Genomic DNA, 18,590 nt, shown 5'->3' with positions numbered 1-18,590 from the left:
CCGATATGGCGGCGATCTCCGCGGCAGACGACATTCCCATACCCGTCCGACGGGCGCTGCGCCTGATCGAGGCTCACCCGTCCGTCGAACGGGTGACCGCCGAACGGATCGAAGGAAACGACGCCATCCGGGCCATCGTGGAGATCCGGACCGAACTCCCGAACGCATGGAGGGCTGCGGGCGAGAGCCCGTCGGGCGTCCGCGCGGTCGAGCCCGTGACGTTCATCTTCACGGCAGGATATCCCTTGAGGGCGCCGCTTATCCGCCTCCGCACGGACTTCAATCGCAGTCATCCGCACATTCAGCCCTCGAGGAATGGCGGTCCACCTGAACCGTGTCTCGTCGCCGGTTCGCCGCGTGAGGTTCTGCGCGTTCGCGGAATAGGTGGCCTTTTCGAGCAACTGGTCGACTGGCTGGACAAGGCTGCGATGGCGCAGCTGATCGATCCGGAGCACGGCTGGGAGCCGGTGCGGCGTGACGGGATCGACGACGTGATCGTCGCGGATCCGACCTGGTTGACGGGTCTGCCCACCAGAGAGGGCGGCTGCTCGGTCTTCCCGGCGTGGTACTACGCTTACCGCGAAGCAACTTTGTCTACCTACCGGATCGGCATCCCGCGCGCCGCTCCGGTACCGCTGGGGCCGCGGTTCGCCGGCGAATGGCGATATGCGCCTGTCGGCGATGACGGGCAAACCGGCAACGCTCACGCACTGATCGCGTGGTCCGGTAAACTCCCGACCGGTCGGCCGTTCGTGGCGGATCGCTATCTTCCGGAAACGGTCACGACGATTGACGAGCTCTTGAAGCGGGCGGCCGAACTAGGCTGCCGCGAATTCCTGGAGCCGAAGCTCGGAATCCTGCAGGAGCGGGTTTCGCAATCGAAATTGAAGGAGAAGCAGCCGATAGCCGTCATTCTGTTGGCGCGACGCCCGTTCGAGGTGATCGGCACGACTTCGCCGATCGAGATATGCCCCTACGTCGTGGAATTGCGCGGCGGCGAGGCGCTCTCGTCAGGCAGCGGCAAGCTGGTCAGGACCGCCACGCACCGAGATGAGATATCACCCGAATTGCTGCGACGCGCTGCGGGCGACGACGGGCAGGCGCTGCGTCCGTGGACGCTCCTCGGCTGCGGAAGCATCGGATCCAAACTCGCAGTTCATCTCGCCAGGTCCGGACGGGGACCCGCGGCCCTCATCGACGACGGCATCCTGCAACCTCACAATTTCGCGCGCTACGCCACGCTTCCCTCCGACACGAAAGTCGAAAGCTTCTGGTCCATTCCAAAGGCGCACTACCTGGCCGAGGCACTCGCGACCCTCAAGCAGCCGACGGTGCCGCACGTAGTGGACGTCGTCGCGCGCGCATTCGATGATCAATCGATCGCCCCTTTGGTCGCCCGAGACAGCTTTGCCGTCGTCAATACGACCGGCTCCGCAAGCGTGCGCGAGGCGCTGGTCTTGCCTGGAGTCACGATCGACCGGCCCCGGGTGGTCGAGGCATGCATGCTGGGCATCGGAAGCGTCGGCCTGATGTCGGTGGAGGGACCGGCGGCCAACCCGTCGGCGACCGATCTGATCTGCGAGGCCTATCGCCTGATCCATTCGGATCCCACCCTCAGGAACGAGGTCTTCAACACGAAGGCCGAAGCGATCGCGATCGGTCAGGGCTGCGCGGCCATCACGATGCCGCTGTCGGACGGTCGCTTGTCCTCGTTCGCGGCGCCGATGTCCGAGCATATTCGCCGGCTCCAACGCGACGGTCTTCCCGAGACCGGCGAGGTGCTGGTCGGCAGTTTGGCGGCCGATGGGCTGAACCAGATATGGCATCGCAAGGATATCCGGCCGCGCATCGTCGTAGGCGACGGCACGGACAGCGTCGTGCGCCTTAGTCCCGAGGTCGACGACACGATCCGGCGAGAGGTCGCTGCGCGCCGTGGCTCGGAGACGGGCGGCATCATCGTCGGCCGATATTCGGACGTCGCCAACGTCTTCCACGTCGTCGGCACGATGCCCGCGCCGCCCGACAGCAAATTCTCGCGCGACGAGTTCGTGCTCGGTACCGAGGGACTGAGGCCCATGCTGGAAGATCTGATCGAAGGATCTGGCGGCGCGCTCTACGCGCTCGGGACCTGGCACAATCATCTCGTCCCCAGTGGCCCGTCCAGGAAGGACGTGAAGACCGCCGCTCTGCTTTCGATACGCCAGTATTTTCCGTTGCTGATGCTGATCCACACGCCGGCTGGATATGTCCATTTCACCGCTGAAGCCTTATCCGGAGCCGGCAGCTCACACAGCGCCGTGGTCAAGGTGGCAAGATGAAGAATCCGAGATCTCCAGACCCGTCGCCGGCCAGCGCCCATGACTGCACAGAGGCGATCCGATGATCGATATTTCGAAGCTCTTCGATCCCTATTCACGACAGGCTCGCCTGTTTCCGGGCTTACTCACGCTGTTTCCGATCATCCTCACTGCGATCGCGTGGTTTCCCCGGCTGGTCACCTCGAGCTGGGGCGCCACGCTGGTGACCATCGCGACGTCCTGCGGGCTCCTGTATGGCTTGAGCGTCCTGAGCAGATCGCGCGGCAAGAAGGTGGAGAAGCGTCTCCTGGCTGAATGGGGAGGTTGGCCATCGACGATCTGGCTGCGCCATAGGGAAGAACATCTTCCGCCGCCGGTGTTGGCCCGATACCACGCGTTCTTCGCGAAGAACGTGCCGTTGTTCGTTACGCCAAGCCCGGAGCAGGAGAGGGCGGATCCGAAGGCCGCGGACGCCATGTACGCATCGGGGGTGAAGTGGCTTCAGGAACGTTGCCGTGGGAAAGCCTATCCGCTCGTCGAGAAGGAGAATGCCGAATATGGCTTTCGCCGGAACCTGCGCGGATTGAAACCGATCGGGGTCGCTGCCTGCTTGGCGGCTCTTCTGATTTCAGTTCTCACCGTCGTCTGGCGCTACGACAACATCATCCCAGCCGTGTCCAGTTTCTCGATGTCGTCACTTCCCACGGCGTTGGCGGCCATTAAGCCCGCAGCGATCGGAGCGATCTGCGTCGATCTGGTCGCATTGACGGCCTGGTTTACCGTCGTACGCGACGATTGGGTTCGGGACGCCGGCGATCAGTTCGCGCGGGCCCTGCTGGCGTGCTGCGACACGCTTGAGGTGCCGGCTGCCGCCCAGCCCGCGGCGGCCTCATCCGCAAAACGTACGCGGCGGGCATCGACCGCGACCGGCGAAACCAGGTCCCGGCGGGCTCGCTCGGAAGGTGAGGAATCATGATCTCCGACGCGAGGAGGAGATGCATCTCCTCGCGTCGATCCATCGGCTCAACGATCAACTATCCGAGGTGGACTCATGCGCTTGCGGAATTTGGAGAAGTACAAGACGGGTGGTTCTGGCAACAACTTGACGCTTGGCATTCCGCTACCGAAGACGCCGGATGGCCGGGTGTACCGGTATTCACCCAACGAAGACGCACATCCGCGCCTCTTTCTTCTGGGCGACCGAGTATCGGATTTCACTCTACCCGAGGCCTTGACGTCTCGCATGACGCACGCGCCCGGTACGCCAGGCACAGTCTGTCCGTATAGCGGCGTTCTGGACGACGACGAGAACTTTACGCATCCGGACGACCTCGCGGCTGCCAAGGAAATCGTCGCTCATGCCTTTCACGCCGACGCCGCGGCGGCAATCCATGGCATGTTCGATGACCTCGCCCGGAAGAACGCTGGCAACAAATTTTTCAAGGTGACGACTGGTACACGGCCGTCGCCCAAACCCGCACCGCGGTTCGCTCGAAACGATCTTCTCCGCGAGTTGGTATGCGACGAGTGCGGCCGGGACTACGGCGTTTACGCCATTTCCTTGTTCTGTCCGGATTGCGGAGCGCCGAACATTCACTTGCACTTTGCGCGGGAAATCGCGCTCGTCCGGGAGCAGGTGGAGCTCGCGGGCCAACTCGGCTCGGGAAGGCATGAACTCGCATACAGGATGATGGGCAATGCGCATGAAGACGTACTGACGGCCTTCGAAGCGACCTTAAAGACGGTATACCTATACAAGGCGACCACTCGACCACCCGACGTCGCGGCGACGAAGCCGATCGCCAACGACTTTCAGAACATCGAGCGCGGCCGCAAGCGCTTCGCCGAGTTCGACATCGATCCGTTCGGAACTCTGACGGCCGACGCTCTTGCCGTCCTGACGCTGAACATCCAGAAGCGGCATGTCATCGGACACAATCTCGGCGTGGCCGACGCGAAGTTCGCCGAACATGCCGCAGAGGCCCGACTGGGCGAAACGGTGCCCCTGGTCGGCGACGACATCCTGCAGTTCGCCGCGATTGGTCAGTTGGTGATCGACGGTCTCGACGGATGGCTCGCTGCAGGCGGAGCTCCGCCGCCGGCTAAAGACAGGCTGAGCATTCCGCTGATCGCGCCGCCAGCAAAGAAGAAGTCCGAGTTGAAGATCGGCGAACTCGGGCCATTGGCGATCCGGATAGGATTGTGGGTATCGGAACAATCCCAAAAGGGCTTCGACTGCTTCATTCCCGAGCAAGACCTCATCGAGGCGTTTCCGGAATCCAACATCGACGATTTGGCGTTTGCCGTGGCCGAGCTCGAAAGCGATGGCTATCTGAGAACGAACTCGATGATTTCCACGCGGCTTCCGCGGATGTTCACCACCGCAGAGCTTTTTATCACGTTCGATCCCCATACCGGGCAAAGCACCCCCGAAACGGACGTGGTTGCGCTCGTCGATCTTGCTCTCGGCAAATCTGGGACCGGGACCGTCGATGCGGAAGAATTGCATGCGGCCTCCGGCTGGCCGCTTCGACGCTTCAATCCACCTTTCGCCCACCTGGTGTCGCAGATCGACGATAGACGGGTCCTTCATGGAGGCACGGAAGACTATCCATCACGCGGCTTTCTGATGACCGATGGCGATCGGGTTGCGCTTCAGCGCTTCGCGGCCCGGCTGCGCAGGTAATGATTGTCCTGATGCTAAGATACTGGCTGGAGGCACGCTGCCTGCACCACCCTGGTCCTTGATTTTCAACGCCAGTGAGGTCCTTCGCGAACGCCCTCGGCCGGAAGGATCAGCATTGTTTCTCCGAGGGGATGAGGACCGGTCGGCGCGATGCCCACCCACTGGAGCGTCTCGTCGAACGCCCACGCCTGGTCAGGCGGGCTTTCGGGTACGAAGTAATGGCAATACACGTACTCCAGAGGTTTTCCCCGTGGATCGAAAGCCTGCGCTCGCTCGATGATCTTCCGATGTCGGGCGCGCTCTACATCGTCTCCTTCAACGGCCTCGAAGCCGATGTGAACGATACCGGGGCGACCCGCAGGAAGTTGGTCGCTGGCTTCCGATAGCTTCGTCGTAATGTCGCGGGCCTTCGCATCGATGGCTTCGGGAGAGGCCGATTCCCAACGGAGCAGCACGGCAAGATCGCACTCGTGCACATATCTCGGGTTTTCCGCGAGCTTTAAGCGGCTCAACTGAATGTAATTGGCGTGCCTCACGTAGCGGCCCGAGAGCAGCTCCAGCATACGCGAACTCGACGCGAGCACATGGTGATCGTCGAGAACCTCGCGCAACGGATCGAGATCGAGCTCGCCCATCGCGCCATACGACATATCGTCGCTCCAAAGCAGCGAAGGCATGTCGGACCGGAGCCACTCGAGCGACTTCTCGGTCAGATAGGCGGGTGGCACCCGATCAATGGGGATGCGGAAATGGACATCGCAAAATGCGCTCTGCTCATTCTGGGAAAACCCTGTCGCGCTGGGGCGCCATAGCTCGCGCATCGCTGCTCGTTCCCGTTCACCGTATTGGCTCGTTTCCAAGCGCTTGCACTCGACTGCGAAGGAGCGCGAGCCGATTTCAACATCCATATCGTATGTCCGGCTCAGCCCGCGTCGCTCGGGTACGAACTTTACCCGCGCGCCCGACGAGCGATAGGCGGATGCGACGAGCAGCTCGAAGAGCCCGCCATTTGGTTGACGCCGTTCACTGCTGACCAGGCGACGTGCCCGTTCTTCGACGCCGTCGACCGAAAGAAGCAGATCGAGACCGCGCCCGATCGCCTTGAACACCGGCACTACCCGCGATCCGAACGTCGGCTCGAAATTCCAGACATGATCGATAAAAGCCTCGGCCAGGAAGAGATACCAGCCGAATACGTCGGACTCGTCGAAATATCTGCCGCGGTCGGTCTCGTCGACACGACCCAGCGACGCCGCGTACAGGCGATTGGCCGCAGCATTGCGCCGCTTCTTCCACTCGTCCTGGCCAATAAAGTCGCGAAAGTAGGTCACAGCCCGCCGGACATCCGGCTCATCCGGCCAGTCATCGCCCCGTTTGTCTGGAGGTCGAAAGAGTGTTGCCGGAAATTCCTTTGGGGCGAAGGCGTCTCGACGCTTGCTTTTCATGAGTTAAAGAACGCGCAGTTGCTCGGGTTTCTGATCGATAACCAAGGGCGCGCCGCGCTCTTTTCACGCCGAAAGAGAGCGGGCAGGCCGATTACACCCAAGTATGCCTCCGATGCCAACGAGGCAACGCAGGTTCAAAGAAGTTGCGAGTTCCCATCGCCAAGCAACTCGAGCAGCACTTAGTCGCAATGTAACCGTCGGGGAATGAAACGACCCCCGCAAGTCACCTGTCGGATCTTGGCCGGGGAATACGTCGACACCGTCTCAGTCATAGGCTTCCACCCTCGTGGCAAACTCCAGGGTGGGTGCGGGACTGAAGCCCGCCCGATCCGGAACGCCGTGATTGAACAAAAGCATGCCCTTCTTCGTGTCCTGGGGTTCAACGCCACGACGCAAGAGCGCGTTCACCACGACTTGGCGCGGATGAGTTTCATCCTCGGGCCCGGCGGAGATGACGCAACCAATCGATCTTCTGGATCCGAACCCCGAGACATTTCCGACGATCCGATTGAGCAGTGCAGGGGAGATGTTGTTGCGGCTGCCGTGATGCGGGACCTGGAATATGTTCAAAGCGGTGCCGAACTGAAGACCGATGGCAATACCGTACGACACGGCAGCGCCAAGAGCTCTCAAGCCGGCGTCCGCCGTCAGGAAGATGTTTCGACCGTCGATCTGACCGTACAAGACCACGCTGGATTCGTTTTCCGCCGCCGTGATGCCGCCTTCACGGAGCGTCTCGGTGAACAGGTCCTCCGCGATGATGCGCCGGATCTCCGTCGCCACGCGTCGCCCGATCCCTGTGAGCCAATGCCCCAAGAGGACGAGGAGTTGTTGCGCGGGCTTTGGGGTGTCGCGGAATTGGGGGAGGAGGCCCTCGTACATGGCCTGCGTCGGCGAAAGCACCGTGAAGGGCCCGATCTTTGCGCCTAGAAACGGAGGGTGAAGCGAAGTGCCCCGCTTCAGGGCCAAGTCTCGGATTTCGCTGACGATCGGGTAGGCGCGCCGCAAGTCCGCGGTGAGGCCCTCCAGCGTCCATCGAGGATCGTGGAAGTAATCCATCATGTTTTTCGCGTGGTATTCGGGAACGTGCATCCAGAGGTTCTGCACATTAAGTTGCGAGATGACTGCGCGAAGACCGCTGATGTGATCGTTGTCCGGATGCGTGCTGACGACGTGCTCAACCGTGTTCGTGCCGTACACCGACCGCACGTGCTCGACGATTGCTTCGCCGGTTTCCTGGAATCCAGCGTCGATGACGATCACGCGCCACTCCGCGCCCGTCCAGTAGCGCATTGTTATCGCGTCGCCGCTGTTGGCTCCCGACCCGACAGGATGAAACTCTATTTCATAGGCCATTTGGGTGGTGTCCAGAATCAATGTTGGCTATGTAGGGAGAAATGTCGCCGCCCTAAGCGGCACCGGATCCACGCTTGTTCAGCAGCCGGTCGATTTCCTGGAGACGTTTCTCCGTCAATCCGGCTTCTTTTGCATATTCAGGCCAGCGATCTATGGCACTCTGAACTTGTTCGAAGAACTGCTCGGCTTCCTCCTGCGGAATCGACGCATTTTGCGCAACCTTTAGAATGTGCTTTTTGGTCGGGTTCTTCCCTTCACCGTCCACAGCTAGATTGTGCTCGCCCCCGGGGCCCTCCGAGAGCGTGAGGTCGTACGCCGGCGTCGGATGCCAAACTCCATCCTTTGCGAGCAGGAAAGCGTGATTTTTAGCGTGATCGTCCCGGTTGTGTGCGAGGACGTTGAAGATCATCCGGACGAACATCTGGCGTACGTGACGCTCGTCGCGCGTCAGAAGTCGCGTGACTTTCAACAGCGTATCGTAGTCGATGGACGGAGCCCGATGATCGGCCTCCAACAGCCCGCTCACCGTCTGTACATGCGCGCTCCCACCCTCGGTTCTGTCGAACCTTTGGACGGCGAAATAGCTGCCCTTCTTGGTTTTGATGAGCTTAGTGGCGGGCATATCGACGCCTGCTGCCTTCGCCATAAGAGAGTAGGCGTACTCTTCTTTTCCTATTTCGGAGTGATCGACGTTCGATTTGAACTTTACCAGCCAAGCTTCGAAGCCTTCCGGAAGATCGGTGCCGGTATCGGCTACGATCTTACCGGTCTTGCCATTCAAGCCGATCATAATCTTGGGGCGGACGCCGGCGGAGCCACCTTGGATTTCGAGCAGACGATCCACGTCGGCTTCGTCGACCTCGCCTTGGACCGCCTCAGCTTGCGCAGCAAGCCAATCGAGGTCGACGGCGTCGCCGGCGGCTTTGCTAAGGGAATTATCGGGAATGTAGCGCAACGCTCCCATGCCGGTCTGGCCGACGTATGCCAGGCGGTCAAGAGGCGTGAGGAGCCTGAAGTCGTATCCGAGGTTCTGCAGATGACGATCAAGAAGCATGCGGCCCCAACCGTCGGGGAGGCTATCGTTGAACATGCCGTGCAGCCCGGCGAACGGCGAATTCGGCGCCGGCTTTGCTCCCTCGCCGACAGGAAGCTTGAACGGAGATACGTTGAGGCGCCTCGCGGCGAAATCGGGGTGGTACTCGAAATACGCCCGGCGTTCCTCTTTGCTCCATGCCAATGTTCCTACCTCGATCTTTTCGCCGTAGAAATCGAGCGACACCCCCAGCTTTTGGATGCCTTGGGGCGGTTTTCCGTCTGGGACCTTCGGCTTCTTCACTTTCTGCGTCCCCGAATTCTGACAGGCTTGGAAATCACGTCCTCGATCGACCTGTGCGGCTTCGGAGGAAACAGCCCCTCGAATTCCTTTTCGGCGCCGAGAGCGAACGCGATGGCTATGAGGAACTCTAAGGAAGATTTGCCTGTGCGCTCAAATTGCTTCAGCGTGCCCAAGCTGACCTGAGCGCGGGCGGCAAGCCCCGACTGGGTTAAGTTGGCCTCTAATCGCCGCTGCTTTGCGCGGTTCGCTATATCGGAAGCAATGTCTTGGGGTGAGCTTAAATTAAGGGATATATCCATAGCCTCTGTTCCCATTATCTGGCAATAATAGATATTATAATATCTCGTATAAGTCAAGATCAGGATTGCGCCGTGCCTTTGGCCCTCGGCTAAACCGCAGAACCGTCCGCGTCGGCCTTTACCCAGCAGCGCATGAGAGGCCGTAACAAAAGCGCTAATGCGTCCCGAGCGGCTTTTGCGCCTCCGAGAGGCTTAACCCGGCCGAACAGTGAACGGAGGGGTGGCTTGGTCGCCGGCTTCTCCCTTTGATTATGCTCCGGCCCGCCTTTATCTCTAGGTGCTCGGAGGTTTCATGCTGACGAAACAAGCCAGTAAACACGACACAGATTTCTACGGGTGGACCCAGGAGCAAGCCGGCATCCTTGGGGCAACTTCGCCTGCAGACACGCGCCTTGACATCGACAATCTGGCTGAAGAGATCGAAGGCATGGGACGTGCCGAAGTCCTGGCGATATCTAGTCTACTTCGACAAACCCTAATTCACTTGCTGAAATCAGCCCTCGAACCTGAAAGTCAGACTCTAACGCGTTGGTTTGAGGAAATCGTCACATTCCAAGGCGATGCCGTCCTGGCCTTTTCGCCAGGACTGAAGCGGCGACTCGATCTTGAGAAAATCTGGCGTGTCGCCTGCAACGCAGCTACCCGCACCTTGGAAAATCGTGGGGTAGTCGGACCTCAATTGCCGTCGACCTGTCCGCTCTCGCTCCATGATCTTCTTGACCCCGAGTTCGACCCCGGCGCAGCGACACAAGTGCTATCTGCCGCCATCCAATCAGTGGCCAAGCACGGCATCTGAGCATCAGACCCGTTCGAGCGACGGATTGTCGTCGAGGAGGTAGACCCCACACCCGCTGAGCTCAGGCGATTGTGCGGGTCTCCCAGGCACGTTCTCGCGACCCTTCCCAATGGGGATGTAATCCTGGCCGCGGAAGGAGAGGGCGCCGATGCCGGGTTTTCGTTAGGAGGGTCGAAGGCTATTCGCAGCTCTGCGATCGTCCTTGGACGACGGAATTCCTTCGGAGACCGTACGGCAGCGCGGTCGAGTCTCGAAATGCTTGAAGGCCTGATCCGCTGGGTCAGCCCAATCTCGGTTCCGGAACCTGCGCAATCGGGAGAGACCGTCTCGGTGATCGTTGTGGATCCCGAAATTGGATTGATTGATCGCGCCGAGATGGGACGGACTGCCGCCGGGATTGATCACGTTCTGGGAGGAGCACCAGTGCCGTTGCTGAATGCTCCCGGCGGCGACATCGTCTACGGGAAGGCCCAAGAGGACGGCTGGCGCTGGAAAAAGGACGGTTGCGTGTTTGGTGGCCGCTGCGTGATTGTCGGGAGCGACGCGACGAACACGCCCGCCGAGCCCGTCGCAAGCGTTAGGGTACTTCGACGAGACGTGCGCTTCGGTCCGCCAGCCAAGACACTCTGGCTCGGATACGACAAGCATCCGATGAGGATGACCGCTCGTCCGAGCGCTTGCCCCTAGGCCGATCCTATCAAGCGCCGCAGCCCGTACAGGCTCAGGGTGCGCCAGCAACAGCCCACACCCGGCCCCGATGACCGGCCGGTAGATCACGTCAACAAGCGCAGCGTGGCTCGGCCTATCGCAGTGTAAGTTACCCTGCGATAGGCCGAGCTATCGCTCAGTGCCAAAATTGAATCTCGAAGCGCCAACACCGCCAGTGACAGAATTGAGTCTTCCAGAACCAGGGGCTGATCGAGCCGCGACAAGCGTGAAGACGCCGCCGGCCAGAAAGACCAATGGCATCAGTAGGCGAGTGACAAAATCAACCAGAGGCCCCAGTGACAAATTCAAACGCGAACGACACACTGCAGCGTGTGGTCAGAGCCCAATCCGTAATTCGCATAAGGTATATTATGGAATATCTTTATCTGCAATTCGATCAGTCATTTAGACGCAATTCCTGCCGTGGCGCCTTCGCTTCAGCTGGTTTTCGGTTCGGCCTCGAAGCCCGGTCCCGGTTCTCGGCCGCTGCTGTGCATGGAGTTGTTTTGCAGATTTGCATCGGCTCGATCTCTGCGAAAGCCGATATTGCCGTGACCTTGGCCGGCTGCAATAAGCAAGACCTCGCGAGATCGCAGATGACCTTCTGACCTTCCGTCCGTATAGGTTTGCGTCTCAGAACAACAACAAACCTTCCGAGGAAGCAAACTCATGAGCTTTTCCCGACGCACGCTTCTCAAGGCCTCCGCCGCGACCGCGGTCCTGGGCGGCATCGGTGCGCCCCATGTGGCCCGCGCCCAGAGCGCCGAGTTCACCTACAAATACGCCAATAACCTGCCCGACACCCATCCGCTGAACGTCCGCGCCAAGGAGATGGCCGCGGCGATCAAGAGCGAGACGAACGGCAAGTTCGACCTCCAGATCTTCCCGAACAACCAGCTTGGCTCGGATACCGACATGCTGAGCCAGATCCGCTCCGGCGGCGTCGAGTTCTTCACGCTGTCGGGCCTGATTCTGTCGACCCTGGTGCCGGCCGCGTCCATCAACGGCATCGGCTTCGCGTTCCCGGACTACGACACGGTCTGGAAGGCCATGGATGGCGACCTCGGCGGCTTCGTCCGCGGCGAGATCAAGAAGGCCGGCCTCGAGGTCATGGACAAGATCTGGGACAACGGCTTCCGCCAGACCACGTCGTCGAGCAAGCCGATCACCGGTCCTGACGACCTCAAGGGCTTCAAGATCCGCGTGCCGGTCTCGCCGCTGTGGACCTCGATGTTCAAGGCGTTCGACGCGGCGCCCGCCTCGATCAATTTCAGCGAGGTCTATTCGGCGCTGCAGACCAAGATCGTCGAAGGCCAGGAGAACCCGCTGGCGATCATCTCGACCGCCAAGCTCTACGAGGTGCAGAAGTACTGCTCGCTGACCAACCACATGTGGGACGGCTTCTGGTTCCTGGCCAACCGCAGGGCCTGGGAAAAGCTGCCACAGGACGTCCGCACCATCGTCGCCAAGCACATCAACGCCGCCGCGGTCAACGAGCGTGCCGATACCGCCAAGCTCAATGCCAACCTGCAACAGGAGCTCGCGGCCAAGGGCCTGACCTTCAATCAGCCTGCGGTGGCGCCGTTCCGCGACAAGCTGCGCACCGCCGGCTTCTATGCCGAGTGGAAGGGCAAGTATGGCGATCAGGCCTGGGATCTGCTGGAAAAGGCCGTCGGCAAGCTGTCGTAACGCGTTGGGGCCGTCATGGCTCATGTCGAGATGATCGCAGTGGTGGGCGAGGCGGCGTTTCAGCCCCCTCGCCGACCATCGTTGCTGGCTTCGCTCGAGCGCCTGCTCGGTCTCGCCGTCGAAATCCCGGCGGCGATCCTGGTCGTCGCCGAGATCGTGATCCTGTTTGCCGGCGTGGTCGCGCGCTACGGCCTGCACCGGCCGCTGATCTGGTCGGACGAGCTCGCCTCGATCCTGTTCCTGTGGCTCGCCATGCTGGGGGCTGCGGTTGCGTTCCGCCGCTCCGAGCACATGCGCATGACTGCGGTCGTCGCCAGCGCGCGGCCGGCCATGCGGGCGTATCTCGATCTGGTCGCGACCTCAGCGGCCCTGGCGTTCCTGATCCTGATCGTCTGGCCCGCCTGCGACTACGCCTATGAAGAAAGCTACATCACGACGCCGGCGCTGCAGATCTCCAATATGTGGCGCGCCGCCGCGCTGCCGGCCGGCATCGGCCTGATGGCGGCCTTTGCCTTGCTGCGGCTGCTGCGCGCGGCCGACTACCGGATGGTCGCGGCCGCGATGCTGTCGGTTGCTGCCCTGGTCGGGCTGTTCTGGCTGGCGGAACCGCTGCTGCGCTCGCTCGGCAATCTCAACCTCGTCATTTTCTTCGTCGGCGTCGCCGGCTTCTGCGTCTTTGCCGGCGTTCCCATTGCGTTCGGCTTTGGCCTGGCGATCTTCGGTTATCTGGCGCTGGCGACGCGGACCCCGGTGATGGTCCTGGTCGGACGGATGGACGAGGGCATGAGCCACCTCATCCTGCTCTCGGTGCCGCTGTTCGTGTTCCTGGGCGTCCTGATCGAGATGACCGGCATGGCGCGGGCCATGGTGGCGTTCCTGGCGAGCCTGCTCGGCCATATCAGGGGCGGCCTGCACTATGTGCTGGTCGGCGCCATGTATCTGGTCTCGGGCATATCAGGCGCCAAGGCTGCCGACATGGCGGCCGTCGCGCCCGTGCTGTTTCCCGAGATGAAAGAACGCGGCGCCAAGCCCGGCGATCTCGTCGCGCTGCTGGCGGCGACCGGTGCCCAGACCGAGACCATCCCGCCGAGCCTCGTGCTGATCACGATCGGCTCGGTCACCGGCGTGTCGATCGCAGCGCTGTTCACCGGCGGCCTGCTGCCCGGCGTCGTGCTCGCGATCACGCTCTGCATGCTGGTGTGGTGGCGCTACCGTCACGAGGACATGAGCCACGTCCGCCGCGCCACGGCATCCGAGATCGGCAGGACCTTCGTCGTCGCCCTGCCCGCGCTCGCATTGCCCTTCGTGATCCGCTACGCCGTGGTCGAGGGCATCGCGACCGCGACCGAGGTTTCGACCATCGGCATCGTCTATGGCGCGCTGGTCGGCCTGCTCGTCTACCGCCGCTTCGACTGGCGGCGGCTGTTCCCGATGCTGGTCGAGACCGCGGCGCTGTCGGGCGCGATCCTGCTGATCATCGGCACGGCGACCGGCATGGCCTGGGGCCTGACGCAATCCGGCTTCTCGCGCTCGCTGGCGGCCGCCATGACCGGATTGCCCGGGGGCGCTGCGACCTTCATCGCCGTTTCGATCCTGGCCTTCGTCATCCTGGGCAGCGTGCTGGAAGGCATTCCGGCGATCGTGCTGTTCGGGCCGCTGCTGTTTCCGATCGCCCGGGCCGTCGGGGTGCACGAGGTGCACTACGCCATGGTCATCATTCTCGCCATGGGCATCGGACTATTCGCCCCGCCCTTCGGCGTCGGCTATTATGCCGCCTGCGCCATCGGACGCGTCGATCCGGCCGAAGGTATCCGGCCGATCTGGGGCTATCTGCTGGCGTTGCTGGCGGGATTGATCATCGTCGCGATCTTCCCCTGGATCTCGATCGGATTCCTTTGAGGCGCAGTTTAAGGAGGGTGTCGATGAGCGAGCGGCAGAACCAGTACAATGTCGGTCTCGACAAGACGCCCGCCAATTACGTGCCGCTGAGCCCGCTGAGCTTTCTCGCGCGCAGTGCCGCCGTCTATCCCGATCATGTCAGCACGGTCTATGAGGGCCGCAGCTTCACGTGGGCCGAGACCCATGAGCGCTGCCGGCGCTTTGCGTCCTGGCTCGCGCGCAAGGGGATCGGCGTCGGCGACACCGTCGCTGCGATGCTGCCGAACATCCCGGCCATGAACGAGGCTCATTTCGCCGTGCCCATGACTGGCGCCGTGCTCAACGCGCTGAACATCCGTCTCGACGCGCCATCGATCGCGTTTCAGCTCGACCATGGCGGCGCGAAGATCATCCTGGTCGACCCCGAATTCTCGGGCGTCATCACCGACGCGCTGGCGCAGATGACGGGCCCGAGGCCGTTCGTGGTCGACGTCGACGACGCATCGTTCAAAGGCGGCAGCCGCATCGGCGAGATCGAGTATGAGGCGGCCGTCGCCGAGGGCGATCCGAACTTCGCGGCGATCACGCCAAACGACGAATGGGACGCGATCGCGCTGAGCTACACCTCGGGCACGACGGGCAATCCCAAGGGCGTCGTCACCCATCATCGCGGCGCCTATCTCAACGCGGTCAGCAACATCCTCGCCGGCAATCTCGGCCAGCATCCGGTCTATCTCTGGACGCTGCCGATGTTCCACTGCAATGGCTGGTGCTTCCCGTGGACCATCGCGGCGGCCGCCGGCATCAATGTCTGCCTGCGCAAGGTCGAGCCAACCAAAATCTTCGAGCTGATCAAGGCGCACGGCGTCACCCATATGTGCGGCGCGCCGATCGTCTACAACACGCTGATCAACGCCCCCGACGCGCCCAAGGAAACGTCAACCGGCAGTGCAGCCCGCCGCGTCGTCGGCCTGATCGCCGGCGCCGCGCCGCCGGTCGCGGTGCTCGAAGGCGCCGAAAGCATCGGCATCAAGCTGACGCATGTGTACGGCCTGACCGAGGTCTACGGCCCCGCCTCCGTCTGCGCTGAGCAGCCCGGCTGGGACGAGCTTCCCGCGCCCGAGCGCGCGCGCATGAAGCGCCGGCAGGGCGTGCCCTACCCGCTCGAGGAACGCGTCACCGTCATCGATCCGCAGACCATGCAGGAAGTGCCGCGTGACGGCGAGACCATCGGCGAGGTCATGTTCCGCGGCAACATCGTGATGAAGGGCTATCTCAGGAACGAGAAGGCGACCAGGGAGGCGTTCGAGGGCGGCTGGTTTCACACCGGCGATCTCGGTGTGCTCGACGAGCACGGCTACGTCATCATCAAGGATCGCTCCAAGGACATCATCATCTCCGGCGGCGAGAACATCTCCTCCGTCGAGGTCGAGGACATCCTCTACAAGCACCCGGCGGTGCTGTTCGCCGCCGTGGTCGCAAAGCCCGATCCGAAATGGGGCGAAGTGCCCTGCGCCTTCGTCGAGCTGAAGGACGGCGCCAACGCCAGCGAAGCCGACATCATCGCCTTCTGCCGCTCGCACATGAGCGGCTTCAAGACGCCGAAGGCCGTCGTGTTCGGGCCGATCCCGAAGACGTCCACCGGCAAGATCCAGAAATTCCTGCTGCGCAACGAGGTCGGATCGGCGAAGGCGATCTCGGCCTGAGCTGACGGCAGAAGAGCTTCCGCCCGCACGCCGGAAGGCGGCGGGCGGAAGGCCTCATCCTCACATCTTCTTGTAGGCGTCGACGATCGCCTGACCATCGGCGCCGGCCTTCTTGAGCCAGTCGGCCGTCAGCTGCTCGCCGATCTTCTGGAAGCCGGCCTTGAGCGCCGGGCTCGGCGGCTCGACATTCATGCCTTTTGCCTTGAGCTGGTCGAGATACCAGGTGCTCTTGTCCTGCCAGGCCTTCCAGCCGCGGGTTTCCGCCGTTGCCGCCGCTTTGAGGATGGCCTCCTGGGTCGGCTTGTCGAGTGCGTCGAACGCGGCCTTGTTGACGAAGGTGTAGTCCTTCGGAATCCAGGCTTGAACGTCGTAGAAATATTTGAGCGACTCCCACGCCTTCGCGTCGTAGCCCGTGCCGCCCGACGACATGAAGGAATTGACCACCCCGGTCGCCAGCGCCTGCGGCAGTTCAGCGGCCTGGATCGTGACGGACTGCGCGCCGACCAGCTCGCCGATGCGCGCGGTCCCGACGTTATAGGCGCGCCATTTCAGGCCTTTCATGTCCTCGATGGTCGCGAGCGGCTTGTTGACATAGACGCCTTGCGGCGCCCACGGCACGACAAACAGCAGCTTGAGGCCCTGCGCATCGAGCTTCTTGACGATCGCAGCCTTGGAGGCCTGATACAGCTTCATCGCGTCCGGGAAGCTGGTCGCGAGGAACGGTACGACGTCGACGCCGAACACGGGATCCTCGTTCTCGTGGATCGAGAGCAGCACCTCGCCCATCTGCGCCTGACCGGTCACCACCGCGCGCTTGATGTCGGGCGCCTTGAACAGCGAGGCGCCGGGATGGACCGTGATCTGAAGCTTTCCGGACGTGGCGGCTTCGACGTCCTTGGCGAAGGCGACCAGGTTTTCGGAGTGCGGATTGTCCGCGGGATATGCGGCCGGCAGATTCCATTTGGTCTGAGCCAAAGCGGGTGTCGCAGCTGCCACCACGCCGGCGGTCAGGAATGCGCGAAATAGACGAGACATCATCGGACTTCTCCTCACAGGTAAATTCGAGAACCGGGTGCGATCAATCTGGGAAAGCGAGCTTGGGCAGGAACATCACGATCTGCGGATACTCCGTAATGATGAAGACAGCAGCCAGCAGCAGGACGAAGAACGGAAACGTCGCGCGCGCAACGGTGAAAGTGTCGCGCCCGCTCATGTTCTGGAGCACGAACAGATTGAAGCCGACCGGCGGGGTGATCTGCGCCATCTCGACATGGATGATGAGATAGACGCCGAACCAGACGAGATCGAGCCCAGCCTGCCGGACCATCGGCAGCACGATGACGGCGGTCAGAACGATCATCGAGATGCCGTCGATCAGGCAACCCAGGATGATGTACATGATGCTCAGATACAGCGCGAGCATGCTGGGGGTGAGCTGCTGCCCCTGCACCCAGGTGGCGAGCGCGGCTGGAATCCCCGTATAGGCCATCGCGGCCGTGGTGTAGGCCGCGCCTGCCAGGATCAGCATGATCATGCAGGTCAGGCGCGTCGCACTCATGATGCTCTCGAGAAAATTCTTGCGCGTCAGCGTGCCGCTCCACCACGCCAGCAGCAGCGCGCCCGTGACGCCCCATGCCGCGCATTCGGTGGCAGTCGCAAAGCCGAGCACCAGCGAAAAGAACACTGCCAGGATCAGGAGCATGCAGGGCGCGAGCTTCGCCGACTCCCGTAGCTTCTGCCGGAACGGCATCGGCGGATCGCGCGGCGGAACCTTCTTGGGGTTGAGCAGCGACCAGATGATGATGTAGCCCGAATAAAGCACCATCACCAGCACACCCGGCAGGAATCCGCCGAGGAATACCTGCAGCACGGAGACATTCGCCGTGACCGCGTAGACCACCATCGGGATCGAGGGCGGGATCAGCAGGCCAAGCGTGCCCGCGCCTGCCAGCGAGCCGAGGCTCAAGCCTTTGTCGTAGCCGCGCTTGTCGAGCTCGGGCAGCGCGATCTTGCCGATCGTCGCGCAGGTCGCGGCCGAAGAACCCGAGACCGCCGCGAAGATGCCGCAGCCGATCACGTTGACATGAGTCAGACGTCCCGGCAGCCACTGAACCCAGGGCGACAATCCCCGGAACATCTCTTCCGACAATTTGGTGCGGAAGAGAATCTCTCCCATCCAGATGAACAGCGGCAGCGCGGCCAAGGTCCAGGATGAGCTGGCGCTCCAAGTGGTGGTCGCAAGCACCGCGCCGAGCGGCAGGCTCGTGGTCAACGACATCGCCACGAAGCCGACGAGCCCGAGCGAGACCGCGATCCAGACGCCGCTTCCCAGCAGCAGGATCATGACGCCGAGCAGGATGAAAGAGAGCTCGATCATGCCCAGATTGGCCATGG

At 62.1% G+C, this 18,590-nt stretch carries 15 protein-coding genes; 9 read left to right on the top strand and 6 right to left on the bottom strand.

The annotated features are described in order from the left end of the window. Positions 1–5: 5 nt before the first annotated feature. From cap2-3 to K410_RS38520, 3 genes are all read left to right on the top strand, one after another. The gene (gene cap2-3, locus K410_RS0119430; protein ID WP_049820115.1) at positions 6–2,318 is read left to right on the top strand and encodes an anti-phage 6A-MBL system cap2_3 protein; all 2,313 of its coding nucleotides are present in this window, start codon (positions 6–8) and stop codon (positions 2,316–2,318) included. Between the two features lie 61 nt (positions 2,319–2,379). Continuing rightward, entirely contained in the window at positions 2,380–3,273 is an 894-nt protein-coding gene (locus K410_RS0119425; RefSeq protein WP_028136423.1) for a hypothetical protein, read from the top strand. Between the two features lie 75 nt (positions 3,274–3,348). Then, the gene (locus K410_RS38520) at positions 3,349–4,983 is read left to right on the top strand and encodes a hypothetical protein (RefSeq protein ID WP_151650242.1); all 1,635 of its coding nucleotides are present in this window, start codon (positions 3,349–3,351) and stop codon (positions 4,981–4,983) included. 65 nt (positions 4,984–5,048) lie between these two features. Here the strand turns inward: K410_RS38520 and K410_RS37030 are convergent, their stop codons facing one another. From K410_RS37030 to K410_RS0119400, 4 genes are all read right to left on the bottom strand, one after another. Further along, entirely contained in the window at positions 5,049–6,428 is a 1,380-nt protein-coding gene (locus K410_RS37030; protein WP_151650241.1) for a transposase, read from the bottom strand. A gap of 264 nt (positions 6,429–6,692) precedes the next feature. Continuing rightward, on the bottom strand, positions 6,693–7,784 hold the full coding sequence (locus K410_RS37025) for a ComEC/Rec2 family competence protein (protein ID WP_151650240.1): 1,092 nt from the start codon (positions 7,782–7,784) through the stop codon (positions 6,693–6,695). 52 nt (positions 7,785–7,836) lie between these two features. Next, positions 7,837–9,120, bottom strand: a complete 1,284-nt coding sequence (locus K410_RS0119405) for a type II toxin-antitoxin system HipA family toxin (RefSeq protein ID WP_049820109.1) — start codon at positions 9,118–9,120, stop codon at positions 7,837–7,839. Continuing rightward, complete coding sequence (locus K410_RS0119400) at positions 9,117–9,419, bottom strand: helix-turn-helix domain-containing protein (RefSeq protein ID WP_028136420.1); 303 nt, start codon at positions 9,417–9,419, stop codon at positions 9,117–9,119. Before K410_RS0119400 ends, K410_RS0119405 begins: the two co-directional genes overlap by 4 nt. 292 nt (positions 9,420–9,711) lie before the next feature. Here K410_RS0119400 and K410_RS37020 point away from each other — a divergent pair, with 292 nt between their 5' ends. From K410_RS37020 to K410_RS0119370, 6 genes are all read left to right on the top strand, one after another. After that, the gene (locus K410_RS37020) at positions 9,712–10,215 is read left to right on the top strand and encodes a DUF29 domain-containing protein (protein ID WP_049820108.1); all 504 of its coding nucleotides are present in this window, start codon (positions 9,712–9,714) and stop codon (positions 10,213–10,215) included. Positions 10,216–10,470: 255 nt separating this feature from the next. Further along, positions 10,471–10,902, top strand: coding sequence for a hypothetical protein (locus K410_RS0119390; protein ID WP_028136419.1), 432 nt, complete (start codon positions 10,471–10,473; stop codon positions 10,900–10,902). Positions 10,903–11,294: 392 nt separating this feature from the next. Further along, a complete protein-coding gene (locus K410_RS0119385) occupies positions 11,295–11,531 on the top strand; it encodes a hypothetical protein (protein ID WP_028136418.1) in 237 nt (78 codons plus the stop codon). A gap of 61 nt (positions 11,532–11,592) precedes the next feature. Beyond that, positions 11,593–12,612, top strand: a complete 1,020-nt coding sequence (locus tag K410_RS0119380; RefSeq protein ID WP_028136417.1) for a TRAP transporter substrate-binding protein — start codon at positions 11,593–11,595, stop codon at positions 12,610–12,612. A 15-nt stretch (positions 12,613–12,627) separates the two neighbouring features. After that, positions 12,628–14,511, top strand: coding sequence for a TRAP transporter large permease (locus K410_RS0119375; protein WP_028136416.1), 1,884 nt, complete (start codon positions 12,628–12,630; stop codon positions 14,509–14,511). Between the two features lie 23 nt (positions 14,512–14,534). Beyond that, on the top strand, positions 14,535–16,196 hold the full coding sequence (locus K410_RS0119370) for an acyl-CoA synthetase (protein WP_028136415.1): 1,662 nt from the start codon (positions 14,535–14,537) through the stop codon (positions 16,194–16,196). 60 nt (positions 16,197–16,256) lie between these two features. Here the strand turns inward: K410_RS0119370 and K410_RS0119365 are convergent, their stop codons facing one another. Together K410_RS0119365 and K410_RS0119360 are read right to left on the bottom strand one after the other, a co-directional pair. Beyond that, positions 16,257–17,234 (bottom strand): TRAP transporter substrate-binding protein, encoded by a 978-nt coding sequence (locus K410_RS0119365; RefSeq protein WP_028136414.1) that lies wholly within the window; start codon positions 17,232–17,234, stop codon positions 16,257–16,259. 40 nt (positions 17,235–17,274) lie between these two features. Then, the gene (locus K410_RS0119360; protein ID WP_028136413.1) at positions 17,275–18,588 is read right to left on the bottom strand and encodes a TRAP transporter large permease; all 1,314 of its coding nucleotides are present in this window, start codon (positions 18,586–18,588) and stop codon (positions 17,275–17,277) included. Positions 18,589–18,590: the final 2 nt, after the last annotated feature.

Source organism: Bradyrhizobium sp. 22 (assembly GCF_000482425.1).
Taxonomy (GTDB): domain Bacteria; phylum Pseudomonadota; class Alphaproteobacteria; order Rhizobiales; family Xanthobacteraceae; genus Bradyrhizobium; species Bradyrhizobium japonicum_B.
The sequence above is the reverse complement of the archived record's forward strand: the minus strand, read 5'-3'. Positions and strand labels throughout refer to the sequence as shown.

Bases quoted from the DNA above. Each gene is read 5' to 3' on its own strand.
- K410_RS0119375 (WP_028136416.1), top strand. From the start codon at position 12,628: ATGGCTCATGTCGAGATGATCGCAGTGGTGGGCGAGGCGGCGTTTCAG.
- K410_RS0119380 (WP_028136417.1), top strand. From the start codon at position 11,593: ATGAGCTTTTCCCGACGCACGCTTCTCAAGGCCTCCGCCGCGACCGCG.
- K410_RS38520 (WP_151650242.1), top strand. From the start codon at position 3,349: ATGCGCTTGCGGAATTTGGAGAAGTACAAGACGGGTGGTTCTGGCAAC.
- K410_RS37020 (WP_049820108.1), top strand. From the start codon at position 9,712: ATGCTGACGAAACAAGCCAGTAAACACGACACAGATTTCTACGGGTGG.
- K410_RS0119390 (WP_028136419.1), top strand. From the start codon at position 10,471: ATGCTTGAAGGCCTGATCCGCTGGGTCAGCCCAATCTCGGTTCCGGAA.
- K410_RS0119385 (WP_028136418.1), top strand. From the start codon at position 11,295: ATGGAATATCTTTATCTGCAATTCGATCAGTCATTTAGACGCAATTCC.
- K410_RS0119400 (WP_028136420.1), bottom strand. From the start codon at position 9,419: ATGGATATATCCCTTAATTTAAGCTCACCCCAAGACATTGCTTCCGAT.
- K410_RS0119365 (WP_028136414.1), bottom strand. From the start codon at position 17,234: ATGATGTCTCGTCTATTTCGCGCATTCCTGACCGCCGGCGTGGTGGCA.
- K410_RS0119360 (WP_028136413.1), bottom strand. From the start codon at position 18,588: ATGGCCAATCTGGGCATGATCGAGCTCTCTTTCATCCTGCTCGGCGTC.
- K410_RS0119425 (WP_028136423.1), top strand. From the start codon at position 2,380: ATGATCGATATTTCGAAGCTCTTCGATCCCTATTCACGACAGGCTCGC.
- K410_RS0119370 (WP_028136415.1), top strand. From the start codon at position 14,535: ATGAGCGAGCGGCAGAACCAGTACAATGTCGGTCTCGACAAGACGCCC.
- K410_RS37030 (WP_151650241.1), bottom strand. From the start codon at position 6,428: ATGAAAAGCAAGCGTCGAGACGCCTTCGCCCCAAAGGAATTTCCGGCA.
- K410_RS37025 (WP_151650240.1), bottom strand. From the start codon at position 7,784: ATGGCCTATGAAATAGAGTTTCATCCTGTCGGGTCGGGAGCCAACAGC.
- cap2-3 (WP_049820115.1), top strand. From the start codon at position 6: ATGGCGGCGATCTCCGCGGCAGACGACATTCCCATACCCGTCCGACGG.